This window comes from Salinicoccus luteus DSM 17002 (assembly GCF_000712035.1).
GTDB lineage: Bacteria > Bacillota > Bacilli > Staphylococcales > Salinicoccaceae > Salinicoccus > Salinicoccus luteus.
Genome location: NZ_JONV01000006.1, coordinates 142,738 through 166,982 on the forward strand (window position 1 = coordinate 142,738; position 24,245 = coordinate 166,982).

Genomic DNA, 24,245 nt, shown 5'->3' on the forward strand with positions numbered 1-24,245 from the left:
CCCCCTAAAAGGGGAGGATACATAACCAATGAAAAGGCAGCATTGGGAAGAGCAGCGAAGCTGCTGATTAGAATATTGGACAATCTATATAATGATAAAACATATCGGTTCTTACCAGGACCGGATTATACATGATAATAAAAAAACTCCAAATCCTCATATGAGGATTTGAAGCCTTCAGATACTGTTTCAACCTATTATCTGGAGTAGTACTCGACGATAAGCTGTTCGTTGATTTCAGCAGCGAGCTCAGAACGCTCTGGCTGACGTACGAAAGTACCTTCCATTTTTTCTTCGTCGAATGTAAGGTATTCAGGAACGAAGTTGTTGTACTCGATCGCTTCTTTGACGATATCGAGGTTGCGGGATTTCTCACGCAGGCCGATAGTCTGGCCAGCTTTGAGTGTGTAGGATGGGATATCCACACGTTTGCCATCTACAGTCACGTGACCGTGGTTGACGAGCTGACGTGCCTGACGGCGTGTTCTTGCAAGTCCGAGCTGGTATACGACTGCATCCAGACGGGAAGCGAGAAGGATCATGAAGTTTTCACCATGAACACCTTTCATTTTTGCAGAACGGTCGAAGATTGTACGGAACTGGCGCTCAGTGATTCCATACATGAAACGGAGCTTCTGCTTCTCCTGAAGCTGCATTCCATATTCGGAAAGCTTTCTTCTTTGTGTTGGGCCGTGGTCACCAGGGGCGTACGGACGGCGTTCGAGTTCTTTGCCTGTGCCACTCAGTGAGATTCCGAGACGGCGGGACTTTTTCCAAGTTGAACCTGTAAAACGAGCCATTTTGACTCCTCCTTATTGTTTTGTCTATGCAAAAGACATCATAAGGGTGATAACCACTTACATGGGCATGCGATTTTAAGTGCCTTCGCCTTATAGCATCAGTTACGCAGCACACCACCAAGGGAACCGCATGCTGACATGTAATGGTCATCCGCTACTTAATCCGTTCATTTACACAATTAATGATTATACACAAATGGTTGACGCTTGTCAATGGACGTTCTTCTAGATATACTGTTTCAATACTTCTACGAAGTCACTGAGGCCCTTGCGGTCCTCTTCTGTGAAACGGTCGAAAATGGGGGAGTCGATATCGAGTACGCCGATCGGTGTACCATCCCTATAGATCGGCACAACGATTTCGGAGCGGCTGTTTGCATCACAGGCGATATGTCCGGGGAATTGTGTGACGTCATCGACGATGAAGATGTCATTCCCCCTGAAGGCAAGGCCGCAGACGCCTTTTCCATTCTGTATCCTCACGCAGGCGGGGAGTCCCTGGAACGGGCCGAGCACGAGCTCGTCTGTTTCTTCTTCATACAGATAGAAGCCGACCCAGTTGATGTCTTCGAGGAATACGTTGAGCAGACTGGACGCATTGGATAGATTGGCGATGCGGTCCGTCTCATCTTCAATCAGGCCTTTGAGCATCTGGTTCAGTTGTGTGTAGTCTTTGATTTTGGTTTCTGTAAACATTTAATCACCCTGTCTATATAAATATTAATGAATTATACATTTATATGTTTTTTCTTTCAATTTTTTAAGCTATAATCTAATTATATACTTAGGAGGTAGCTGTATGTGGGTCTATGTTTTAATCGTTGTCATACTTGCCGTCGTAATTGCGATCGGCACGCTATTATATATGCGTAATATCAGAAAAGATGACATAAAAACGCAATATGTAAAACTCGAGGGAATGCGGAATCTGCCGTTTCAGGACGAGCTTGTCAAAGTCAAGGACTACAATCTCCATGGCGAAGCGCGGTCACTGTACAAGACTTGGCAGTCGGACTGGCAGAACGTTCTTAAACATTCTCTGGTAGAGGCCCAAAATGACCTGGATCAGGCTACTGAAGATGTTGAGAAATTTCGTTTCAATGACAGCCGTGCCAAGACTGAAAGCGCAAATGCAAAGCTTGAGAGCGTCGAGGAGAAGTACAAGGAACTCTCTGGTGAAATCCATGAACTGATCGACGCAAACAAGGAGGGCGAGAGGAAGTACAATGAAGCGGAGCGGCTCTATCGCGAAGCGAAGCGTGACGTACTTGCGAACGGACATCAGTTTGGTGATGCACAGCCCCATCTCGAAAAGTTGATAGAGACATATGAACCCGAACTGAAAGCGTACGAAAAGCAGGTGAACCAGGGCAACTATGTCACTGCAAACAAGGAGATCGATGAAGTGCATGAGGAGCTCTCCATCCTCAAGGAGAACATGGATGAGATTCCGCTACTGATCAAAGAGGTCCAGAAGGATCTGCCCCAGCAGTTCCAGGAAGTGCGCTTCGGATGCCGTGATCTGAAAGCGGAGGGATATGACCTTGAGCACATCAAAGTGGAGGGCAAGCTGGCCACACTCAAAGGAAAGCTGAACCTTGTGGAGCCGCTGATCACACGCCTTGAGCTCGATGAGGCGAGGGATATCCTGGATGACATCAATACCCAGCTCGATGACATGCTCGAACTCGTGGAGCATGAAGTCATGGCGAAGACGAAGGTCGACCACGAAAAGGATATCATTACGGACAATCTCTTCCATGCAAAGGATATGAACTATACGCTGCGCACGGAGATTGATTATGTCAAAGAGCAGTTCCATATCAATGAAACGGACATCCATCAGGTCCAGAAGTACGAGCATGAAATCGAAAGCATGATTGAAGTCTACGATGAGATCATTTCCGAAACTTCCAAATCGATGGCGCGATACAGCGAGGTCCTGGATAACCTGGAGTACATTAAGGACAATATCGGCTCCATCAACGAAGAGCAGCAGCAGATCCAGCAGTACCTGATCAACCTGCGTGAAGACGAAGCGGAGGCCCGGGAGAATGCCCTGCTGGTACAGGACCGCAAGGAAGAAATCTACAGGGAGCTCCTCGGATCCAACCTTACAAGCGTTCCTGAGAAGTTCCTGGTCATGAAGAATGAACTCGACATAGATGTCAAAGAGATCAACAAGTATTTCAAGCGGCGACCTCTGAATGTCCAGTACATCAAGGACAAGGTGAACCGCACCGTAGTCCTGATGAATAAATATGAGCAGGAAGCATATGAAATACTCCAGGAAGCCCGCCTGACGGAAGTGATGATCCAATATGGCAACCGCTACAGAAGGGACGACCCGGATTTCAGCCATAAGCTGAATGAAGCGGAACGCCTCTTCAGGGAAAATCGCTACAAGCGTGCACTGGAGATCGTCAGAATGGCCCTCGATAAAGTGGAGCCGGGTGCAGCGGAACGTATTGAGAAAGAATTTGATAAGCGGTAGAATAGGAGACTTGGGATGACAGATCCCGAGTCCCTTTTGTGTAAGGAGTGATATTTTGATATACATGGATAACGCAGCAACGACGCGTCCGTATGAGGACGTGCTCGACACATATATGAACGTCAACAGGTCGTACTATTTCAATACAGCAAGCATCCACCAGGCGGGGCGCGAAGCGGCAAAGCTGCTGGAAGCATCAAGAAGACAGGTCCTCGACCTGATGGGTCTCGGGAATCATGAGTGCATATTCACTTCTGGTGCAACGGAAAGCAACAATATCGCAATACAGAGCGTACTCCGTCATAAGAAGCCCTTCGGCAGGACGATGCTCATCAGTGAACTTGAACACCCGAGTGTCATCAATGTGGCGGAAGCGATGAAAGACGAGGGGTTCAACGTGCGGTATATCCGCACCCTGCCTGATGGAACGGTGGATATGAGGCATTTCGCGGAGCTGCTCGATGATGACGTCGTCTTCGTCACTGTAATGGCAGTCAACAATATCGTCGGCAGCATCCAGCCGATTGAAGAGATCTGTGAAGCGCTGCGTCAATACCCGAGGGTGCACTTCCATGTCGACGCCACCCAGGCTGTCGGAAAGATCCGGATGGACTACAGTGAAGTGGATTCCATCAGCATCAGTGCCCATAAATTCCATGGTGTGAAAGGTATTGGGGCACTCATGGTGAAGGAAGTGAAGACACTGTCCGCCATCACATATGGGGGTGGGCATGAAGGGAACATCAGGAGCGGCACCGTCAACCTGCCGGGTGCTGCGGCGATGGCCCGGGCACTGAGGATAAGTGATGAGGAGCTGGACGGATCATATACACGGGTGACTGCCTATAATAGAAGAGTCAGAGCCGCATTGGACGGGCTCCATGCGATTCAGGTCCAGCCTTCCGGTGTACCGCATATCATGAATATCTCATTTACTGGTGCGAAGGGGGAAGTCGTGGTCAATGCGCTTGGCAGCCACGATATTTTCGTTTCAACAACGAGTGCCTGTGCATCGAAGCTGAAGAAGCTGAACGAGACACTGCTGGCAATGGGGAATGCACAACCGGTGATAGAAGGCAGCATAAGAATTTCCTTCAGCAGCCAGACTGAAGATATGGAAGTGGAAAGACTGATCACCGCACTGCATGCGGTGCATAATGAAATAGGAGATGTATTGAAATGATTTATGATCATATTCTGGTGAGATACGGTGAAATCACCCTGAAGACGAGAAACAGGAAAATGTTCATCAACGCATTGAGACAAAATATGAAGCGCGCATTGTCGGATTTTGACGTCGAACTCAATGCACATTGGGACCGTGCCTATATTACTTTGGGTGACGAGGCACCTGATGCAGTGATGGATGCTTTGGAGAATGTAAACGGAATACTGAGCGTATCCCCAGTGGCGAAGCTCGAACGGTCCGAAGCGGCGATGAAGGACACGGCCGTGCATTTCGCAGACGGGTTCGACGAAGGGGATACCTTCAAGATTGAAGTCAAGCGTGCAGATAAGAGCTATCATCTGAAGACGTTCGATATCCAGCAGATGCTCGGCGGCCATGTGCTGGATAATGTACCGAAGCTGGATGTCGATGTAAAACATCCGGACCATCAGATCATGGTGGAGGTAAGGATTGACGGCATATATATGTATCATGAGGTGAGGCCGTGCATCGGCGGGCTGCCGATTGGAACAGGCGGCCGGGCACTGCTGATGCTCTCGGGCGGCATCGATTCGCCGGTTGCGGGGCTGGAAGTGATGAAAAAGGGTGTCGAGATTGAAGCAGTCCATTTCCACTCCCCACCTTATACGAGCCCACAGGCGACGGAAAAGGTCAAGCAGCTGATCGACATCATGTCGAAACGGACGGGGGCAGACATAAAACTCCATATTGTGCCGTTCACTGAACTGCAGACGAAGATATATGACTGGATTCCGGACAACATGTCCATGACGACGACACGGCGGATCATGCTCATCATCGCAGAGCGTCTGGCCGAACAGCTCGATGCGAAGGCAATCGTCAATGGTGAAAACCTCGGGCAGGTCGCTTCGCAGACGCTGGCCAGCATGCATGCAATCAACGCAGTTACAAATTTCCCGGTCCTCCGGCCATTATTGACACTGGAGAAGAATGAAATTGTAGCAATGGCACGCAAGTACGGAACCTACGAGACATCCGTACTGCCTTATGAAGACTGCTGTACAATATTCAAGCCCAAATCGCCGAAGACGAAGCCTGTAGTGGAGAAGGTCGAGAAGTTCGAATCCAAGGTTGATTTCGAACCGATGATCGAAAAGGCGCTGGCTGGTATTGAATGCTATTCTGTGAATGATGCAGAAGAAAATGAAGCATTCAAATCCTTGCTGTAGGACAGATGCCGGATATCGAACTTTCTGCCCTGCTGCTTGTCATCGCCCTTGGTTTTCTCGCGGCGTTCATCGATGCTGTGGTCGGCGGAGGCGGGCTGGTTTCAATCCCGGCCTTGCTGGCAACTGGAATGAGTCCAGCCACTGCACTTGGTACAAACAAGCTCGCCTCATCGTTCGGATCATTGACGAGTTCACTTAAGTTTCTGAGGGCGCGGCATGTCGACTTTCGCATGGTGATGAAACTTTTCCCGCTCAGTTTCCTGCTTTCTGTATGTGGGGCTCTGCTGGCGGTGAGAATGCCGGGGGAGATACTGAAGCCTCTCGTTTTGATCATGCTTATTTTCGTGCTCATCTATACATTGGTTAAGAAAGATTGGGGGGGTATTGAGAAGAAGGCGGTATTCACCCCGAAAAAAATTGTTTTTCTCGTGCTTTTCGTCATTCTCATCGGATTCTATGATGGGTTCATGGGCGGAGGTACAGGATCGTTTCTGATGTTTCTGATGCTCTTTTCCGGCTTCGATTTTCTGAGGTCTGCCGGGAACGCCAAAGTACTGAACTTCGGCAGCAACATCGGTGCACTGCTGCTCTTCATTATTATGGGCGAAGTGAATTACACATATGGCCTCGCCATGGGAGCAAGCATGGTCCTCGGTTCGTATGCCGGTGCCCATATGGCAATTTCCAAAGGTGTCGGCTATGTGAAGGCACTGTTCATCATCGTTACATCGGTACTTATCCTTGCCAACCTATATGACTTTTTCCAGTCGAACATATAAGAAACTTCCTCTGATTCATCAGAGGAAGTTTCTTTGTGTCTTATGCCAGAATGTATTGTTCTTCAGTTTCAGCGTCTTGATCAGCTTATCGCTCATCTTCAGCTCAACTTTTTCAGTATTGCGCACGCTCAGCGCCTCATTATCCAGGGACATGACCGGATAGTAGTCGGTATTCTTGTCGATCAGCAGGGTCAGCGGACGCTCCCTGTTCAGGAGGAAGCTTGTGCCGAGTGTACGGTGGGTATTGTTGTTGACACTTGCCAGTTCCGTCACCTGCATGGCATGGATCAGCGGGTCGACGACCGCGCCGCCGATTGATTTGTTGTAGCCGGTCGAACCGGTCGGAGTGGAGACGAGTATGCCATCCCCATTGAACTGTTCAAAGAGGAAGTCATTGATGTATACATCCATCTTTATCGTTCTGACAATGCTTGAGCGGAGTGTGAATTCATTCAGGCAATAGCTCGGTTTGTTGTCATTCACTTTAACTTCCAGAGCTGGGTAGTTCCTGACATCGATGTCATCTTTTTCAAAAGCCTCTTCAAGGCTCCTGATATCCTGATAATGAAAATCCACATAGAAGTATCTGGCGTTGTCGATTGCGATACCCAGGTAGACGCAATCCTCCCTGAAATTGCTGCGTCTGACTGCCTGTAGGAAGGCGCCATCGCCACCGAGTGAGGCAATTATGTCCGCTTCCTGATCGGATTCGACAGTGCTGATGCCGAGCCTGTTGAACAGCTCTGAAAGCTCTTCTCTGATTTCCTGTGTTTCTTCTCCATGAGGAGCATAGAAGTAGACGGTTTTATAATTGATCAAGCAGTTCACTCCCGTTTCCTGTTAATAATAAGTATATGGTATCATAATAGCAGTATATAACATAATCAGAAAGGGATGTTAATGTGAAAAGAATAATTGCAGTTGTTATTGCGCTGGCCCTGCTTGTCTCCGGTGTCATCGCATCCATTTTCAACGCCATGTGGGCAAGCAATTGGGAAGATGTATTCGAAGAGTATGCAGGCAGTGAATTTCCACCTTCCTTCGTAGTGGAAGCAGGGGACGCGAACAACAGGATTGCCATCCTCAACATCGAAGGAACGATCATGGATTCAGGTTCGACGAACATGTTCAACACTGAAGCATATGATCACACGATGACGGTGGAGGCCCTCAAGGAAATAATAGGTGACGACAGCATCAAAGGTGTGCTTCTTAACGTCGACTCCCCGGGTGGTGGTGTCTACGAAAGTGCCGAGATACATAAGTATCTGGTGGAGGCGAAGGAAGCGGGCAAGACCATCTACAGTTCCATGGCAGGGATGGCGGCATCGGGCGGATACTACGTATCAGCACCCGCCGACCAGATCTATGCTTCTGACGAGACACTCACCGGGTCGATCGGCGTCATTATGCAGAGCATCAACTACAGCCAGCTTGCAGAGGATTACGGCATTGAATTTGAAACATATGCAAGCGGGGATATGAAGGAGATGCTTGGTGGCCATAGGGACCCGACTGAAGAGGAGGAGCAATATGTCCAGGGCATGGTCGACAGCATGTATCAGGACTTCGTCAATGTCGTTGCAGAAGGCAGGGACATGAGTGAAGGTGAGGTCGAGAACCTTGCAGACGGCCGGATCTACCTTGGTGAGGATGCAATGGAGAATGGTCTCGTCGACCAGATGGGGTATCTTGAAGATGCGCTGGCCGGACTCAAGGAGAATATCGGAGGCAACCCCGAAGTCATAGAATACGGACGCGGGGGGAGCAATCAGCTCTCCTTCAGCTATAAGGCGAAGGAATTCATCAATGGGTTCATTGGAGATACGGAAATTGCACAGATAGAGTCACTACTCAAGAACAGACAGGGCGTCCAACCGATGTACCTGTATGAACAGTAAGGGGGGATCTGCTTGGAACATGATGAAAGGTATGGACCAGAACATGATACACTGTCAGATAAGCTGGACTATATGACCACGGCGCATTTTTTCACAAGGTTCGTCAGCTATATCATCGATATCATCATACTGTGGGCGGTGTCACAGATCCTCGTCTATCCCATCCTGAATGTTTTTGAAATCAGGGATGCATATTTGTGGATACCATTCTTCAGTATTGATAACATTATGACAGCACTCATATATTTCTCCTATTTTGTGTTGATGACGCATTTCTTCCAGCAGACGCTCGGCAAGATGATCACCGGCATCAGCGTAATCTCCCAGGACGGCAGAAGATTGACTTTTGCACAAGTGGTCTATCGTGAACTGGTTGGACGGTTCATCAACAACCAGCTCTTCTACCTGCCATACCTGATGGTCATTTTCACGGAGAATCGAATCGGGCTGCATGACTTCTTTGCTGACACGTATGTCGTCAAGAACAACTACCAAAGTTATAAGAACATGATTAAAGCCCGCTATTTGAGGGAAACATATGATGGACAGTAATAATACCAGGAGGATGATTGGACATGGCAAACGTAACATTTAAAGGAAATCCTATGACCCTGACAGGAAAAGAATTGAAAGTCGGGGACCAGGCGCCGGATTTCAAGGTACTCAACACAAGCTTGGAAGAAGTCAACCTCAGTGATTATGAAGGAAAGAGAAAGCTTATCAGCGTGATTCCTTCAATTGATACAGGCGTCTGCAGCACACAGACGAAGACGTTCAATGAAAGGGCAGCTGGTGTTGACAATGTCGAAGTTCTGACAATCTCCAATGACCTGCCATTTGCACAGAAGAGATGGACGGCGGATGAAGGGTTGGAAAACGCAGTTACGCTGAGTGACCATAGAGACCTCTCCTTCGGTGAAAACTACGGGGTTGTGATGGAGGAGCTGAGGCTTCTCGCCCGCAGCGTATTCATCTTGGATGAAAATAACAAAGTAGTATATGTCGAATATGTGCCTGAAGGCACAGATCATCCGAATTACGACAAAGCAATTGAAGCATTGCAATCAATGTAATATAATAGTAAAAAGACACTGGACTGCCGCTCCTTGGCAGTCCATATTTTATGGCAATGAGGAGATTTTATGGAACAGACAAATATGGAAAAAACGTATCAGAAAATCGTACAGGAAGCAGACCAGCTGATAGCTGAAAATCCTGATGCCTCGAGGCTGGAAGCGCTCGGAGAAGCGCTTTTGTATGTCGAAGGCGAAGGGTCATTCGATGAACGGAGGAAAGCGTTCCAGTTCGCCTATCTCTATCAGGCGCAGAAGGAACAAATCCAGCCGAACCACCAGCTGACTCCCGACTCGATCGGCTACATGGTGGCGCACCTGGTTCAGCTCTTCAACGGAAAATCGGTGGAGATCGTTGATGCAGGAAGCGGTACGGGACACCTTTCCATGACAGTGAAGGAGCAGGTGGATGAAGCCCGATTGAATGGCATCGAAGTGGATCCTGTGCTGGCGCGTCTGAATGCAAATCTGTGCGAATTCCTGGAAGTCCCAATGAACATCTACCCGCAGGATATCATCGAGCCTGCACGTATAAACCAGATGGATGCAGCAATCGGGGATCTGCCGATCGGCTATTACCCACTGGAAGTTGATGGATTCACCACCGCTTTCAAAAAGGGGAGAAGTTTTGCACACCTCCTGATGCTTGAGAGTGCCATGACCTACGTCAAGGATGATGGCATCGGTGTATTCGTCGTACCATCTGATATGCTGGAGAAGGACAATGAAACAATCAAGCAGTACCTGTCGGAAAGTGCGACACTGCTCATGTTCCTCAACCTGCCGAAGAGCATTTTCAAGACTGAAAATCAGCGGAAGTCCATCATCGTTATTAAGAAGAACTTCTCACCGCTTAAAAACAACGAAGTGCTCATCGGGGATGTCCCGGACTTCAAGAATGCATCACAATTCAAACACTTCTTGGAACAGACGGAGTCATGGTATGATAGTTATGCTAGGAATTAATATATCGGGAGGAAGTTATGTCTAAGATTATTGCTATAAATGCGGGCAGTTCATCTTTTAAATTCCAATTGTTTGAAATGCCCGAAGAGAAAGAAATCGCGAAGGGCCTTGTCGAACGCATCGGCCTTGAAAATGGCATCTTCTCCATCACCATCGATGGAGAGAAGCATAAACTGGAACAGGATTTCAAAGACCACGAAGAAGCCGTGAACCTCATGCTGAAGAAGCTTGTGGAATACGGTGTCATCAAGGACATCAATGATATTGAAGCAAGTGGCCACAGAGTGGTCCATGGCGGCGAAACATTCGATGATTCCGTGCTGATAGACGATGAAGTGGTCCATCATATCCAGGAACTCAGTGAGCTCGCGCCTCTGCACAACCCGGCAAACCTGATGGGAATTAATGCATTCAGGGAGCTGCTCCCGGATGTGCCGCATGTGGCGGTATTCGATACTTCATTCCACCAGACCATGCCTGAGAGCTCCTATCTGTACAGTCTGCCGTATCACTATTACAAGGATTACGGCATCAGAAAATACGGTTTCCACGGCACGAGCCATAAATATGTGACGCAGCGTGCCAGCGAACTCCTCGGCAGACCACTCGAGGAGCTGAGGCTGATCAGCTGCCATCTCGGCAATGGCGCAAGCATCGCTGCAGTCAAAGGCGGCAAATCGGTGGATACCTCCATGGGCTTTACACCACTTGCGGGTGTGACGATGGGGACACGCTCCGGCAACATCGACCCGGCGCTGATCCCCTACATCATGGAGAAGACCGGTAAATCGGCAGTGGAAGTACTGAACGTCCTCAATAAGGAATCCGGTCTCCTCGGTGTGAGTGGTTTCTCAAGCGACCTTCGTGATATAGAAAGCGAGGCGCAGAAGGGCAACGAAAGAGCCATTCTGGCGCTCGAAGTCTTTGGTGAAAGGATCCACAAGTATATGGGTTCATACGCCACCCGTATGGGCGGACTCGATGCCATCATCTTTACAGCCGGTGTCGGGGAAAATTCGAATATCGTCCGCGAAAAGGTCATTGAAGGACTCGAATTCATGGGCGTCTATTTCGACCCTTCAATGAACAATGTACGAGGGCAGGAGAAGTTCATCAACCACCCGTATTCACCGGTCAAAATCATCATCATTCCTACAGATGAGGAAGTCATGATTGCAAGGGATGTCATGAGGATAGCCGGGCTGTAGCGGGTCAAATCTATATTTAATGCGTTAAAAACGTGTAACCACCTTCTATCATTTCATAATAGAAGGTGGTTTTTATTTTGTATAAATAATGGATAACTGGTAGAAGTTTACTAAATTATAATATAGACTGAATATACAGAAAATTATAGATAATGGATTATCTAGGGACAATCTCCATTTTAAGATTACAGTGGTGGAAGGAGAGGGAGCAATGAAGAAATACTTGTTTATGATCGGCATGGCAGCCGCAATTCTTTTGTCTGCCTGTGGTGAAGAAGAGGTGAGTTCCGAGACTGCAGATACAGATGAGATGAAAATTGTACAGGATGAGAATGAAGCGCTCAAAGAAAGGGTCTCAGAGCTGGAAGATGAACTGGAAGCATTTGATAGAACTGGGGATTCGGAAACTGCTGATGCTGAGGTGGCGGAACTGGAGGAGGAAAATGAACAGCTGAATAATCGGGTCTCAGAACTGGAAGAAAAACTGTCCAGTGCAGAGGAGCAGGAAGAGGAAGTCATGGCGTTGAAAGAAGAGAATGAAACGCTTGAATCTGAACTCGTCCAGGCTGAAGAAGATCTGGCTTCGGCACAGGAAGAATATGAAGACAATACGGCTGAGGAATCCACAGAAGCGGTTCTCGAGGAACCGGCTGAAAAGGAGGCTGCAGAAGGGGATGATGTTCCGAGGGAATGGGAATCTGCTTTGAACAGTGCCTATAGCTATGCTGAGATCATGCATATGTCCAAAGCCGGGATATATGACCAGCTGGTTTCCGAATATGGAGAGAACTTCCCTGAAGAAGCTGCACAATATGCGATTGATAATATCGAATATGACTGGAAAAATAATGCTTTGGAATCTGCAAGGTCCTACCAGGACCTGATGGATATGTCGCACGCCGCCATCTATGATCAACTGATTTCCGACTATGGGGACAAGTTTACAGAGGAGGAGGCGGCCTATGCCGTAGAAAATTTGGAGTAGACCGGCCTATGCAAATTTAACACCCCTGGAATGCCCAGCATTCCAGGGGTGTTTTCAATGCCAGTTATTTGTTTTCGTTCATGAATTCTTCCGTTGCGACAACAGGTTCGAAATCATCCGGCAGTGTCTCAGTTCTGACGACGAGTACATCACAAGGTGCATGACGGACGATGGCTTCTGACACGGAGCCGATGATGAAGCGTTCAACAGCATTGAGACCCGTGGCACCACAGGCGATCAGGTCGGCGCCTGTCTTCTTGACTGCTTTTTTCGGGATGATGGACTTTGGAGAGCCGTAGTCGATGATCTTATCGACTTCCTCGACGCCCCTGTCCAGAGCAAGTGCTTCGTAGCCATCAAGCAGTTTCTGGGCGAAATCATTGGCACGTTGGGAAATGGTCCGGTCATAGGCTTCTACTGAAGCGAAGGAGCGCGTATCGATTACGTTGATGATGGAAAGCTTGGAGTTGTTACGCTTTGCGATGTCGATTGCTTTGTGGAACGCCCATTCAGCTTCTCTGGATCCGTCTACTGCGATAAGAATATTATCATACTTGAGCATTTTAAGTACCCCTTTCCTTGCTGTATCGCTTTCATATATACTATACCACATTTTGAGAAAATTATAACTTTTTGCAAAGGAAGTTCATGACTAATTTGTTAACTCTATGATATAATTGTCACGTTGCTAAGTTTATAAATGAAAGGGGTTTCAGTAATGAAAATTGGTGTGCCTAGGGAAATCAAGAACAATGAGAGCAGAGTTGGTCTGACGCCAGGTGGGGTGCATGCTTTTGTTGAAGCAGGCCATACTGTGCTGGTGGAGAAGAATGCAGGGGCAGACTCCTATTTTGAGGATGTGGACTACACTGATGCGGGTGCAGAGATTGTAGATACTGCCGCTGAAGCGTGGGATGTGGAAATGGTAGTCAAGGTCAAAGAACCGCTGGCTGAAGAATATGGATATTTCAAGGAAGAAATGATCCTGTTTACATATCTTCACCTCGCTCCTGAAAAAGAGCTGACACAAGCGCTTCTTGAGAAGAAGGTTACTGCCATCGCCTACGAAACGATACAGCTGCCGGATGGCTCCCTTCCATTACTGTCACCGATGAGTGAAGTGGCGGGGCGGATGGCGACCCAGATTGGTGCAGAATACCTGCAGAAGATCAACGGCGGGAAAGGTATCCTGCTGAGTGGCGTACCGGGTGTTTCCCGCGGTAAGGTGACGATCATCGGCGGCGGCATGGCTGGAACCAATGCAGCCAAGATGGCTGTCGGACTGGGAGCTGATGTGACGATATTGGATCTTAATCCAAAACGTCTGAGGGAACTGGATGATCTGTTCGGTACAAGTGTCCAGACGCTCATGTCCTCTCCGTTGAACATCGCCCAGGCGGTCAAAAACAGTGATCTTGTCATTGGAGCGGTACTTATCCCGGGTGCACGTGCACCCCGTCTCGTCACTGAAGAGATGATCAGGTCCATGAATGCCGGGTCGGTAATTGTGGATATTGCCATCGATCAGGGCGGCATTTTCGAGACGACCGACAAGGTGACGACGCATGATGATCCAATCTATTTCAAGCATGACGTTGTCCACTACGCCGTAGCAAACATGCCGGGCGCCGTACCACGTACTTCCACAATCGCTCTGACGAATGCGACGATGGCATACGGTCTCCAGATCGCAAACAAAGGCTACAGGGAAGCAGCGAAATCCAATCCATCACTGCTCAGCGGTTTCAACACGCTGGGTGGTCATGTAACCTATAAGGCAGTGGCGGAAGCGCAGAATCTTGAATACAAAGATGTGAACGAACTTTTGTAAAGTGGCGATGACCCATAGAAAAGTCCTGAAGGGCAAAGTGCCCTTCAGGACTTTTTTGACATTAGGCCTAAGGCTTCATGACGACTTTTATGCAGTCATCTTCATGGCCATCGAAAATCTTATACATTTTCTCCGCCTTTTTAAGCGGAACATTATGCGTGATGATATCCGTCGGATCGATCTTTCCATTCTCCACCATTCGGTAGAGTTCAGGCATGTAGTGGATGACTGGTGCCTGCCCACTTTTGACCGTCACGTTTCTGGAGAAGATTCTATGGAGCGGGTAACCGTTGGCCGGCGCACCATACACACCTGTCAATTGGATGGTACCGAATTTTCTGACAGCATGGGCAGCCGTGATAATCGGATCAATGGTGCCAATCTGTCCACCCAGTGTCTTTATGCGGTCCTTGGCTGTATTTTCCCCGTCCATGCCGACACAGTCGATGACGACATCAGCGCCGCCTTTTGTGATTTCATGCAGATGATCACCAATGTCACCATACTCCTTATAGTTGAATATTTCAACATTGTTTGTACGTTTTGCATGATTCAGTCTCACCTGGTCGTGGTCTACGGCGATGACCCGTTTTGCACCTTTCATCCAGGCGAATTTCTGGGTCATCAGACCGATGGGGCCGGACCCCAGTATCGCCACAGTATCTCCCTGTTTGACGCCGCTGTGCTCGACGCTCCAGTATGCTGTAGGCATGACATCGGAGAGGAACAGCAGACTTTCATCTTCGAGTTCGCTTTCTTCAGGAACGACGAATGAAGTGAAGTCGGCATAGGGTACTCTTAAATATTCCGCCTGTCCACCCGGATAGTTGCCGAACATCTCGGTATAGCCGAAGTATGCGCCTGCATCGAAGTGCGGGTTGGCATTATCACACTGGCTTTCCATCTGATTTTGGCAGAAGTGGCATTCTCCGCAGCTGACGTTGAATGGAACGACTACACGGTCTCCTTTTTTGATCTTCTGGACGCCTGGTCCGACTTCCTCGACGATGCCCATCGGTTCATGGCCGATGATGTAGTCATTTGATATCGGCATGCTTTTTCTATAAAGGTGCAGATCCGAGCCACAGATGGCTGTTGACGTCACTCTGATAATCATGTCCGTTCCTTCCTGGATTTCGGGCGCTTTCATCTTCTTGACCTTGACTTTGTTTTTTCCCTGTACAGTAACAGCTTGCAATATTGACACATCCTTTGCGTGAGTGTTGCATACTTTATTCCCCTATAAGGTGATTATAAACATCACCCGGCAACACAGACGACCTCAAAAGGGATGTTGCGCATCAACGCCTTCTTCTGCGCCTCATCCTTTACGAGCGGTATGAGGACAATGCGTTTTTTAGCATGGATCTTCAGTTTCGCCAAGGGCTGCAGGGCATTGAAGTCATCCGGGTCGATATCCCTTACGTCATACATCACGCCTGATACATCTTGTGAAACGAGTTCGTCGAGCAGGCGGCTCTGAAGGAAGGGCGGCACGCTGCTGAAGCTCGGACCGGCAATAAAATGGCGGCTGCCGATGATGTTGGAGAGTTCGCCGACAAACTGGAGGTTGATATGGTGATGCCGGTCTTCGAAGATCTGATCGATGATGAAGCCGTCGGCGTCCTCCAGCATGCGCACGGTTTCAATGATGATGTTCTTCTGGAGGAAGGAATCCGTTTCCTCCCAGTGGTTGATGGAAACGAAATGTTCACTGCCTGGATACAGCGCCTTCTTCATGCCCGGGAGCGCCAGGTTTGGCGTGCTGAAATCCGGTTTAGCCAATATTTCAGATGTGTAGTCTTTGGAAAGTTCATGATTCAGATGAATCGTTTTCATATATTTCACCTCATAAAAATTGTATCATAATAATGAATGAATCGAAGTGCTTCGGGTAAAGTAGTAACATGCAATAATCATTAAGGAAGGAAGGGTTTCATGAAACTAAGCTATCACGGCCATTCAATCATCCAACTCGAAAATAATGATTCAAAAGTCATTGTGGATCCATTCATCAATGGCAATGAACTGACGGATCTCGATGCAGGTGAAGTCAAGGCGGACTATATCCTGCTGACACACGGACACAACGACCATGTGGGGGATACAGTCGAGATTGCGAAAAACAATAATGCAACAGTCGTCGCCCCTGTCGAGCTTGCCGGCTACCTCGAAGGCCAGGGCCTTGAGACGATAGGAATGAATATCGGCGGCAGCAAGTCATTTGATTTCGGGACTGTAAAATTCGTACATGCCTTCCACAGTTCCAGCTTCACGGATGATGACGGTAATGTACACTATACCGGAATGCCGACTGGCATCATCATCGAAGCGGGGGAGAAGAAGATCTATCATGCCGGCGACACAGGCATCTTCGGCGACATGAAGCTCATTTCCAACCTTAATGGGCCGTTTGATGTCGCATTTGTACCGATCGGCGACCACTTCACGATGGGCATAGAGGATGCGGCCTACGCAACAGACGAACTGATTCGTCCAAAAGTTGCCGTGCCGGTGCACTACGATACTTTCCCACCGATTAAACAGGATGCGGAAGCATTCAAAAACAGGGCGAAGACACAGGTTCAGGTGCTGAAACCGGGAGAAACGGTGGATTTCCAGTAGCAGTTCTGAATATAATGGCAGGTGGGGGACACCAGGAATGGTGTTCCTCATTTTTATAAAAGGAATCGCAGGTGATTGGATGTCAAAACATGATGAAATTATTGAATATATATACAGCCTTCCAGAAGGAGCGAAGATTTCGGTCAGGCAGATATCCGCCCATCTTGGTGTTTCGGACGGAACGAGCTATAGGGCGATAAAGGATGCAGAAACAGAAGGGCTGGTCAAAACAATAGAAAGGGTCGGCACCATCAGGGTCGCCCCGAAGGAACAATACATAGAAGGCAATCTGAGTTTTGAGCAGGTGAACCGGGTGATAGAGGGCAAGGTGCTGGCCGGGGCGGAAGGGCTCAGTCGTGAAATCAGCAAATTCATCATCGGTGCGATGCGTACGGACGCCCTGGAAACCTATCTGGAGGAGGGGGCGCTTCTGATCGTCGGGAATCGGGAGGATGCCCAGTGGCGTGCGCTCGAAAACCACTCCGGCATACTGATCACCGGCGGTTTCGGAGCAGATGCTGCCATACTCCAGAAAGCCGACGCCCTGGAGCTGCCGGTCATATCGACCACAGCAGATACATTCTCGGTTGCTTCGATCATCCAAAGGGAACTCTACAGCATGCTCATGATGACGAGTGTCATCACTGCAGGCGACCTCGTCATCAGGCAGGACGAGTACGTCTATGATATCAGGAGGGATGCCGGGAAGGAGTATTTTCCGGCGGATAAGACTACAATAGTTACGGCAGATGGAAAATACAAGGGTGTGATGAAGTCGTCCGAACTGCCGGGGCTTACTGAAAGAGGGATGGATGCCATCGCTTCCGACATAGTTGCGACCACTTCCAGCACACTGCAGCGCCTAAGGCAGCTGATGAGCTGGCACCAGCTGAATATCGTCCCTGTCGTGGAAGAGGACGGCACACTGGTGGGCATCGTGCACCGTCGGGATGTATTCAAGCAAAGGGAGTCAAGCAAGCTTGGCAGCGGCCTTTCCTCGGATACGCTGATGGATCGGGAGATGAGGATTGGGGAGAACAGCATCCACATCAAGGTCATGCCCTTCATGACGGATGAATATGGCAGTATCGCACAGTCCGAATTCATGCGGCTCATCGAACGCCTCGCAGAAGTGGTGCTCAATAACAACGGCATCCACAGCTATCATATCGACACGCTCAATGTGATGAACATCAAACTGGTCCAGATGAATCAGGAACTGATCATAGAAGGGCATATATTGGATTTGGGGGATCAGTTCCTGAGGCTTGAAATTGAGGCGCTGTCAAATGGGGAGACATATTCGAAGGCGATGCTGCTCATCCAGCATTATAAAGAAAAATAGACAAGTGGAATCCACTTGTCTATTTTCCGGACTTGCGATTGAAGTCTGCCCATGCCTTGTCTTCAATTGGCAGATTGCCTTTGAAGTATTTCCTTGCAGCATTGAAATGCCATATATTATATGCACCGACCACAATGAACAGTACGCCAATAATATATGAAACGGCTGTAGGAAACTGGAACATTGTGTTAAGGCCGAACGACAGGATCAATACACCAAGCCAGATTCTTGATATGCTGTTGTAGTATGCCTTTCTGACATCACGGCCGCTCCTGACCATCCTTACTTTATAGAGGATGAACATGAAAAAACTGAGTAGGAGCACGGTGACGAGAAAGGAGACAGCAATCTGATACATCATTTCCATCGGATACAACTCCATTCCATATTGTAGTATAATTTATTATACTGACCAAGTAAATCCAAACAGAGGGAGATTTTCAATTGTTCACAGAATATATAAATAGATTTCCAACATTAAAACGCAACCATAAAGCACTTCTCAACATGATCAACGAATACGATGAAATCATCATATTGAGGCACGTGAGGCCTGACCCAGATGCCATCGGCGCCCAGTTGGGGCTCAAGGCGATATTGAAATCGATCTTTCCGAACAAGAAAGTGACGGCACTTGGGGAAACGGAACCTTCATTGGCATTCCTCGGGGAAATGGATACCGCAGCCTCAGTCGAAAAACCGCTTCTCATCGTAGTGGATACTGCAGGCGTGGACCGGATTGATGGAGACCTGTCCCTCGGGGACAAGGTCGTCAAAATAGACCATCATCCGAACCACGATCCGTTCGGGGACCTCAATATTGTGGAGAACGGCGTATCATCCACCTCGGAGCTGATCTTCCTGCTGTCCTTTGTCTGGGGCTTCGACAATGACTACATCAATGATGTTTCAGCCAGACTGCTGTTTGCCGGCATCGTGGGCGACACCGGCAGGTTCCTGTTCGACAACACGAGCAGCATGACGCATCTGGTGGCATCTGAACTGAAGAAGTTCAATTTTGACGCAACAAAGGACATGAGCGACATGAACAGGCAGTCCATCAGGCAGTTCAAGTTCAAAGGCTACCTCATCGACAATTTCGAGATGACGGAGAAGGGCGTCCTTTCCGTATGGGTGCCAAAAGATGTCCTCGAAGAATATGATATCAACAGCAACGAGGCGAGCATGCATGTCAACCTCTACAGGGAGATAGAGGAAGCGGCCATATGGCTCATGGCGGTCGAGGAGGAGGATGAAATCCGAGTCAGGCTGCGTTCCAGAAAAACCGTCATCAATGATGTGGCAGAAAGGTTCGGCGGCGGTGGGCATCCTCTGGCGAGCGGCGTGAGCGTCGCCTCGCGTGATGAACTGGATGCTTTGGTCAAAGCGTTGGACAGCAAACTTTAAAGGGGGGCAGCCCTATGATCAATTTGAATGTGCACAGCTGTTATGAATTTCTGAATAGCAATATCAGAATTGATCAGCTGCTTAAAAAGGTGTCTTCGGATGGGCAGGAGGCTGTAGCACTGACTGATTTCAACCGTCTCCACGGCATCTACCACTTCGTCAGGCGGGCAGAGCATTTCGGTGTGAAGCCGCTGATCGGCATGGAAATATCCGTCGACAACCAGCTGAACGGCATCCCGGTGGTCCTGATTGCAAAAAACACATCGGGATACCGGGAGCTGATCCGGCTTTCAGCCATGCTCTCCTATAAGGACCTCCACTATACACCACAGAACTTCCTGGCCAAAAATATCCATCACTGCCTGATGATCGCCAAAGATGATTCCGGCGTCGGGGTGCTGGAGACGATGGCCGTTGATGAAGCGGACAAATACACAAGCCATGAAGTACAGGATTCACCGTACCAGAGCGTATTCATGAAGCAGGCCAACTACATATCCCCGGAAGATCTGCCTGCAAAAGAAGTGCTGAACGCCATCCGCGACAATGGGAGGATCGACCCGGCAGATATACGGGATGCACGGGGAGCGGATTTCGTAAGGACGTCTGAAGATTTGGATGAGGCGGAGAGGCGTCACCTGGAAAATAACAGGGCACTGGTCGGAAAGTGTGATGTCACACTGCCCCGGGCCGAGCGGACGCTGCCGCATTATCCACATGCAGATAATCATGACTCGAAAGTATTTTTATGGAACATGCTGCAGGAACAGCTTGAAGTGAAGACCGATGGCAGCGATGCATATGTGGAAAGGCTTGAATATGAATACGAAATCATCGTGGAAATGGGCTATGAAGACTATTTCCTCATTGTGCAGGATGCAGTAAACCATGCGAAGCAGCAGGGGATATATGTCGGTCCGGGCAGGGGATCTTCGAGTGCAAGCCTCGTTTCCTTCCTGCTGAACATCACTGAAATTGACCCGTTGAAATACAACTTGCTGTTCGAACGTTTCCTGAACCCGGAGCGTGTCACGATGCCGGATATCGACATTGACTTCGAGGATACGAGAAGGGACGAAGTGGTTGAATACCTCATTGAAAAATATGGAGAGATGAATGTCGCCCATATCGTCACCTACGGGACGCTGAGCGCCAAGATGGCGGCACGTGATGTGGGACGGGTGCTGGGATTCAGCGACGATGAATTGAAAATGATTTCCGGCATCATCCCCGATGCCCCGGGGACGAAATTGGAAGAGGCGTTTGCCACGGAAGCATTCCAGTCACTCGTAGAGGCAGATGAAAGGTACAGCGTCTACGCCACGATGTGCCGGAAGATTGAAGGGCTGCCACGCCATACTTCCACCCATGCAGCAGGGGTGCTGCTCAGTGAGGAAAGGCTGACGGACAATGTGCCGGTCATCTTCAGTGAAGGGCATACCCTGAGCCAGTGGCCGATGAACGAAGTGGAGGGGTCGGGGCTGCTTAAGATTGATATCCTCGGCCTGAGAAACCTGTCACTGCTCAAAAATATGGTGAACCAGATAAAGAGATTGGACGATGCATTCACTCTGGGCGGCATCCCGGACGACCCCGATGTATACCGGTTGCTCGGCCGCGGAATGACCCTGGGCGTGTTCCAGTTGGAGTCGGACGGCATCCGGAAAGTCATACGGGAAATGAAGCCCGAACAGTTTCTGGATATCGTAGCCGTCAATGCCCTCTATCGCCCGGGTCCGATGAAGGAGATCCCCAATTTCATCGCCGGCAAAAGGAATCCCTCCTCCGTCAAATACCCCCATTCCGATATAAAGGATATCCTCAAGGAAACTTACGGCGTCATCGTCTATCAGGAGCAGATCATGCAGATCGCCTCCAAAATTGCGGGATATTCCTATGCAGAAGCGGATATTCTGAGGCGGGCGATGAGCAAGAAGGACAGGGAAACACTGGAGCGGGAACGTGGACATTTCGAGAAGGGCGCGGCAGAGCGCGGATACAGCAGCAATGTCGGACACCATATCTTCAATCTGATCCTCGAATTTGCTGATTATGGATTCCCGAAAAGCCATGCCGTCGCCTACAGCAGGATCTCCTATATGCTCTCCTACATCAAGACGAAGTTTCCGGAGATCTTCTACTCGGTCATCCTGTCCCATCATTTCGGCAACGATACGAAAACCAAGCAGGTCATCAACGAAGTGAAGCAGAGGCACATCAGAATGCATCCGCCGGATATCAACCGCTCGGTATGGAGCAATAGAAGCGTGGATGGCATCCAGCTCGGTTTTTCAATGATCCGGGGGGTGACATACCGGATGTCGGAAGCGATAATCGAAGCGCGGAAAGAAGGGCCGTTTGAGGATATATACGATCTGAAGACGCGGGTGAAGGATGTGGTGCTGGGCAGGAAGGTGCTGACACAGCTCATCCTCTCCGGTGCCCTGGACGGGTTTGAGGAAAACAGGAAGACGATGCTTCAATCACTGCCCATGCTTGATGAACTGAATTCGGAAGAGTACGCCCACGATTCATTTTTGAGCACATTGGGATTCAATATAAAAAAGGAATACCACTATGTGGATGAAATGGATGAGATTGAAAAGATGGAAGGGGAAAAGGAAGTCTTCGGTTTCCATCTGTCGGACCATCCCATCATCTCATTGCAGAAATCCCTGCAGTACATCCCTTTTTCCCTGCTCCATCAGAGGAAGCAGGGGACGTATCTCGTCTTTTTTGAAAATATCAAGACGATACGGACAAAAAAGGGACAGAATATGGCCTTCGTCAGAATATCCGATGGATACCAGGAGATGGAAGGTGTGATCTTCCCGAAAGTCTATTTCAATGTACACCCGAAACTGTCCCGCAAAATCGTTGCGGTGACAGGAAGGATGGAAACGAGGAAGTCGCAGCCGCAACTGATCATAGATGCAGTGGATGACGTGGAGACGTTCCGGGAGAATGGCATCCGTTCGGCCAAGCGTGTCGTCATCCGCAACTCCCAGAATTATGACCTCTCAGGGCTCCTCGAGGCATCAGGCATCCCCGTCCATGATTTTGACAGGAAGGAAAAGCTTGGTAATATTGAAACATCGAATATCCATAAGCTGCTGCAGCACATCAGCCTGACTGATATCCGTCTGCTTGGGTGAATCTGTTGTCATGGAAATTGGATAATGTTAATATAATTGGTGGTATGACCACTTAAGAAAGGAAGATCATATTGTCCCTAAGAGATGATGCACTAGAAATGCACAGAGAAAAGCAAGGAAAACTTTCCGTAAACTCCAAAGTGGAGATAAAAGACAAGGAGGCGCTGAGCCTCGCCTATTCCCCGGGGGTCGCTGAACCCTGCAAGGAGATCTATGAGGATGAACGCACCGTCTTCGACTATACAATCAAGAGCAATACTGTCGGAGTCATCACCGATGGCTCTGCTGTGCTCGGCCTGGGCAATATCGGTGCGATGGCGAGTCTGCCTGTAATGGAAGGCAAAAGCGCCCTGTTCAAAAACTTCGCCGGAGTGGATTCCTTCCCGCTCGCACTGGACACGAATGACGTGGATGAAATCGTGAGGACTGTGAAGCTGCTCACACCTGTCTTCGGGGGCATCAACTTGGAGGACATATCCGCCCCAAGATGTTTCGAGATTGAAGAGCGTCTTGGCCGTGAGACCGACATACCCGTCTTCCACGATGATCAGCACGGCACAGCAATCGTCACTCTAAGTGGTCTGATGAATGCCTTGAAACTGACCGGCAAATCCCTCAACCAGATCAAGGTGGTCCTGAATGGTGCCGGCGCTGCAGGTGTGGCAATCGTGAAGCTGCTGCACAGTTTCGGTGTCAAAGAGATGATCATGTGCGACTCAAGAGGCGCCATCTATGAAGGCAGGCCCAACGGCATGAACGCTGTAAAGAATGAGGTCAGCCGCTTCACCAATCACGCCCGCAAGGAAGGGGAACTCGGTGATGTCATCAAAGATGCCGATGTATTCATCGGTGTATCCGTTGCAGGCGCATTGACAGGCGAGATGGTGGAAAGCATGGCAGATGATCCGATCATATTCGCCATGGCCAACCCCAACCCTGAAATCATGCCGGAAGATGCGAAAGCTGCGGGCGCGCTCGTAGTCGGTACGGGACGCAGTGACTTTCCGAACCAGATCAACAATGTACTGGCCTTCCCGGGCATTTTCAGAGGGGCGCTCGATGTCAGGGCGACGCATATCAATGATGAGATGAAGAAGGCTGCTGTCCTTGCGATTGCCGACCTGATCGATGAGAGTGACCTGAACAGCGACTATGTCATCCCCGAACCATTCAATAAGGAAGTGGCGCCCAATGTGGCGAGGGCGGTGGCGAAAGCTGCGATGCAGACGGGTGTCAGCCGCATCAAGGTGGACCCGGATGAAGTCTACGAGAAAGCGCGCAGGTTGACGTTATAGTG

At 49.2% G+C, this 24,245-nt stretch carries 23 protein-coding genes; 16 read left to right on the forward strand and 7 right to left on the reverse strand.

The genetic code is table 11. The features are described 5' to 3' along the window. Positions 1 to 197: 197 nt before the first annotated feature. Both rpsD and BO53_RS0100920 read right to left on the reverse strand, forming a co-directional pair. Positions 198 to 800: a 30S ribosomal protein S4 gene (rpsD, locus tag BO53_RS0100915; protein WP_031544473.1), complete on the reverse strand. Its 603-nt coding sequence runs from the start codon at positions 798 to 800 to the stop codon at positions 198 to 200. 225 nt (positions 801 to 1,025) lie between these two features. Then, complete coding sequence (locus BO53_RS0100920) at positions 1,026 to 1,496, reverse strand: GAF domain-containing protein (RefSeq protein ID WP_031544475.1); 471 nt, start codon at positions 1,494 to 1,496, stop codon at positions 1,026 to 1,028. 103 nt (positions 1,497 to 1,599) lie between these two features. On the opposite strand from BO53_RS0100920, the gene BO53_RS0100925 reads away from it, so the two are divergent. The 4 genes from BO53_RS0100925 (at position 1,600) to BO53_RS0100940 (ending at position 6,452) form a co-directional block, all read left to right on the forward strand. Beyond that, positions 1,600 to 3,294: a septation ring formation regulator EzrA gene (locus tag BO53_RS0100925; protein ID WP_031544477.1), complete on the forward strand. Its 1,695-nt coding sequence runs from the start codon at positions 1,600 to 1,602 to the stop codon at positions 3,292 to 3,294. 64 nt (positions 3,295 to 3,358) lie between these two features. Continuing rightward, positions 3,359 to 4,477: a cysteine desulfurase family protein gene (locus BO53_RS0100930; protein ID WP_245608175.1), complete on the forward strand. Its 1,119-nt coding sequence runs from the start codon at positions 3,359 to 3,361 to the stop codon at positions 4,475 to 4,477. Continuing rightward, a complete protein-coding gene (thiI, locus tag BO53_RS0100935) occupies positions 4,474 to 5,673 on the forward strand; it encodes a tRNA uracil 4-sulfurtransferase ThiI (RefSeq protein ID WP_031544480.1) in 1,200 nt (399 codons plus the stop codon). The genes BO53_RS0100930 and thiI overlap by 4 nt, the downstream gene beginning before the upstream one ends. Before the next feature lie 5 nt (positions 5,674 to 5,678). Continuing rightward, positions 5,679 to 6,452 carry a TSUP family transporter gene (locus BO53_RS0100940; RefSeq protein ID WP_031544482.1) on the forward strand — a complete coding sequence of 258 codons (774 nt, stop codon included), beginning with the start codon at positions 5,679 to 5,681 and terminating at the stop codon, positions 6,450 to 6,452. 18 nt (positions 6,453 to 6,470) lie between these two features. Here BO53_RS0100940 and BO53_RS0100945 read toward each other — a convergent pair whose 3' ends face one another. Further along, the gene (locus BO53_RS0100945) at positions 6,471 to 7,271 is read right to left on the reverse strand and encodes an NAD kinase (RefSeq protein ID WP_031544484.1); all 801 of its coding nucleotides are present in this window, start codon (positions 7,269 to 7,271) and stop codon (positions 6,471 to 6,473) included. 83 nt (positions 7,272 to 7,354) lie between these two features. On the opposite strand from BO53_RS0100945, the gene sppA reads away from it, so the two are divergent. From sppA to BO53_RS14095, 6 genes are all read left to right on the forward strand, one after another. Continuing rightward, complete coding sequence (sppA, locus tag BO53_RS0100950) at positions 7,355 to 8,353, forward strand: signal peptide peptidase SppA (RefSeq protein ID WP_031544487.1); 999 nt, start codon at positions 7,355 to 7,357, stop codon at positions 8,351 to 8,353. Between the two features lie 12 nt (positions 8,354 to 8,365). Further along, positions 8,366 to 8,905 carry an RDD family protein gene (locus BO53_RS0100955; RefSeq protein ID WP_031544489.1) on the forward strand — a complete coding sequence of 180 codons (540 nt, stop codon included), beginning with the start codon at positions 8,366 to 8,368 and terminating at the stop codon, positions 8,903 to 8,905. Between the two features lie 23 nt (positions 8,906 to 8,928). Further along, on the forward strand, positions 8,929 to 9,426 hold the full coding sequence (gene tpx, locus BO53_RS0100960) for a thiol peroxidase (RefSeq protein WP_031544491.1): 498 nt from the start codon (positions 8,929 to 8,931) through the stop codon (positions 9,424 to 9,426). Between the two features lie 69 nt (positions 9,427 to 9,495). Further along, positions 9,496 to 10,392, forward strand: a complete 897-nt coding sequence (locus BO53_RS0100965) for a class I SAM-dependent methyltransferase (RefSeq protein WP_031544493.1) — start codon at positions 9,496 to 9,498, stop codon at positions 10,390 to 10,392. Between the two features lie 17 nt (positions 10,393 to 10,409). Further along, complete coding sequence (locus BO53_RS0100970) at positions 10,410 to 11,600, forward strand: acetate kinase (protein ID WP_031544495.1); 1,191 nt, start codon at positions 10,410 to 10,412, stop codon at positions 11,598 to 11,600. Positions 11,601 to 11,811: 211 nt separating this feature from the next. Beyond that, entirely contained in the window at positions 11,812 to 12,585 is a 774-nt protein-coding gene (locus tag BO53_RS14095; RefSeq protein WP_245608166.1) for an Ltp family lipoprotein, read from the forward strand. Between the two features lie 64 nt (positions 12,586 to 12,649). Here the strand turns inward: BO53_RS14095 and BO53_RS0100980 are convergent, their stop codons facing one another. Then, entirely contained in the window at positions 12,650 to 13,147 is a 498-nt protein-coding gene (locus BO53_RS0100980; RefSeq protein WP_031544499.1) for a universal stress protein, read from the reverse strand. Positions 13,148 to 13,303: 156 nt separating this feature from the next. On the opposite strand from BO53_RS0100980, the gene ald reads away from it, so the two are divergent. After that, positions 13,304 to 14,416: an alanine dehydrogenase gene (ald, locus tag BO53_RS0100985; protein ID WP_031544501.1), complete on the forward strand. Its 1,113-nt coding sequence runs from the start codon at positions 13,304 to 13,306 to the stop codon at positions 14,414 to 14,416. 67 nt (positions 14,417 to 14,483) lie between these two features. On the opposite strand, the gene BO53_RS0100990 is transcribed toward ald, so the two are convergent. Then, a complete protein-coding gene (locus BO53_RS0100990; RefSeq protein WP_031544503.1) occupies positions 14,484 to 15,614 on the reverse strand; it encodes an alcohol dehydrogenase catalytic domain-containing protein in 1,131 nt (376 codons plus the stop codon). Positions 15,615 to 15,676: 62 nt separating this feature from the next. Beyond that, a complete protein-coding gene (locus BO53_RS0100995; protein ID WP_031544505.1) occupies positions 15,677 to 16,255 on the reverse strand; it encodes a hypothetical protein in 579 nt (192 codons plus the stop codon). A 99-nt stretch (positions 16,256 to 16,354) separates the two neighbouring features. On the opposite strand from BO53_RS0100995, the gene BO53_RS0101000 reads away from it, so the two are divergent. Further along, positions 16,355 to 17,041, forward strand: coding sequence for a metal-dependent hydrolase (locus tag BO53_RS0101000; protein ID WP_031544506.1), 687 nt, complete (start codon positions 16,355 to 16,357; stop codon positions 17,039 to 17,041). A gap of 79 nt (positions 17,042 to 17,120) precedes the next feature. Then, a complete protein-coding gene (locus BO53_RS0101005; RefSeq protein ID WP_031544508.1) occupies positions 17,121 to 18,386 on the forward strand; it encodes a DRTGG domain-containing protein in 1,266 nt (421 codons plus the stop codon). A 19-nt stretch (positions 18,387 to 18,405) separates the two neighbouring features. Here BO53_RS0101005 and BO53_RS0101010 read toward each other — a convergent pair whose 3' ends face one another. After that, entirely contained in the window at positions 18,406 to 18,753 is a 348-nt protein-coding gene (locus BO53_RS0101010) for a YtpI family protein (protein ID WP_031544510.1), read from the reverse strand. A gap of 77 nt (positions 18,754 to 18,830) precedes the next feature. Between BO53_RS0101010 and BO53_RS0101015 the strand changes: the two genes are divergently transcribed. The 3 genes from BO53_RS0101015 (at position 18,831) to ystJ (ending at position 24,243) form a co-directional block, all read left to right on the forward strand. Further along, entirely contained in the window at positions 18,831 to 19,793 is a 963-nt protein-coding gene (locus BO53_RS0101015; RefSeq protein ID WP_051682960.1) for a DHH family phosphoesterase, read from the forward strand. A 14-nt stretch (positions 19,794 to 19,807) separates the two neighbouring features. After that, entirely contained in the window at positions 19,808 to 22,948 is a 3,141-nt protein-coding gene (locus BO53_RS0101020; RefSeq protein ID WP_031544514.1) for a DNA polymerase III subunit alpha, read from the forward strand. Positions 22,949 to 23,019: 71 nt separating this feature from the next. Then, positions 23,020 to 24,243, forward strand: coding sequence for an NADP-dependent malic enzyme (ystJ, locus tag BO53_RS0101025; protein WP_031544516.1), 1,224 nt, complete (start codon positions 23,020 to 23,022; stop codon positions 24,241 to 24,243). The last annotated feature ends 2 nt before the right edge of the window (positions 24,244 to 24,245 follow it).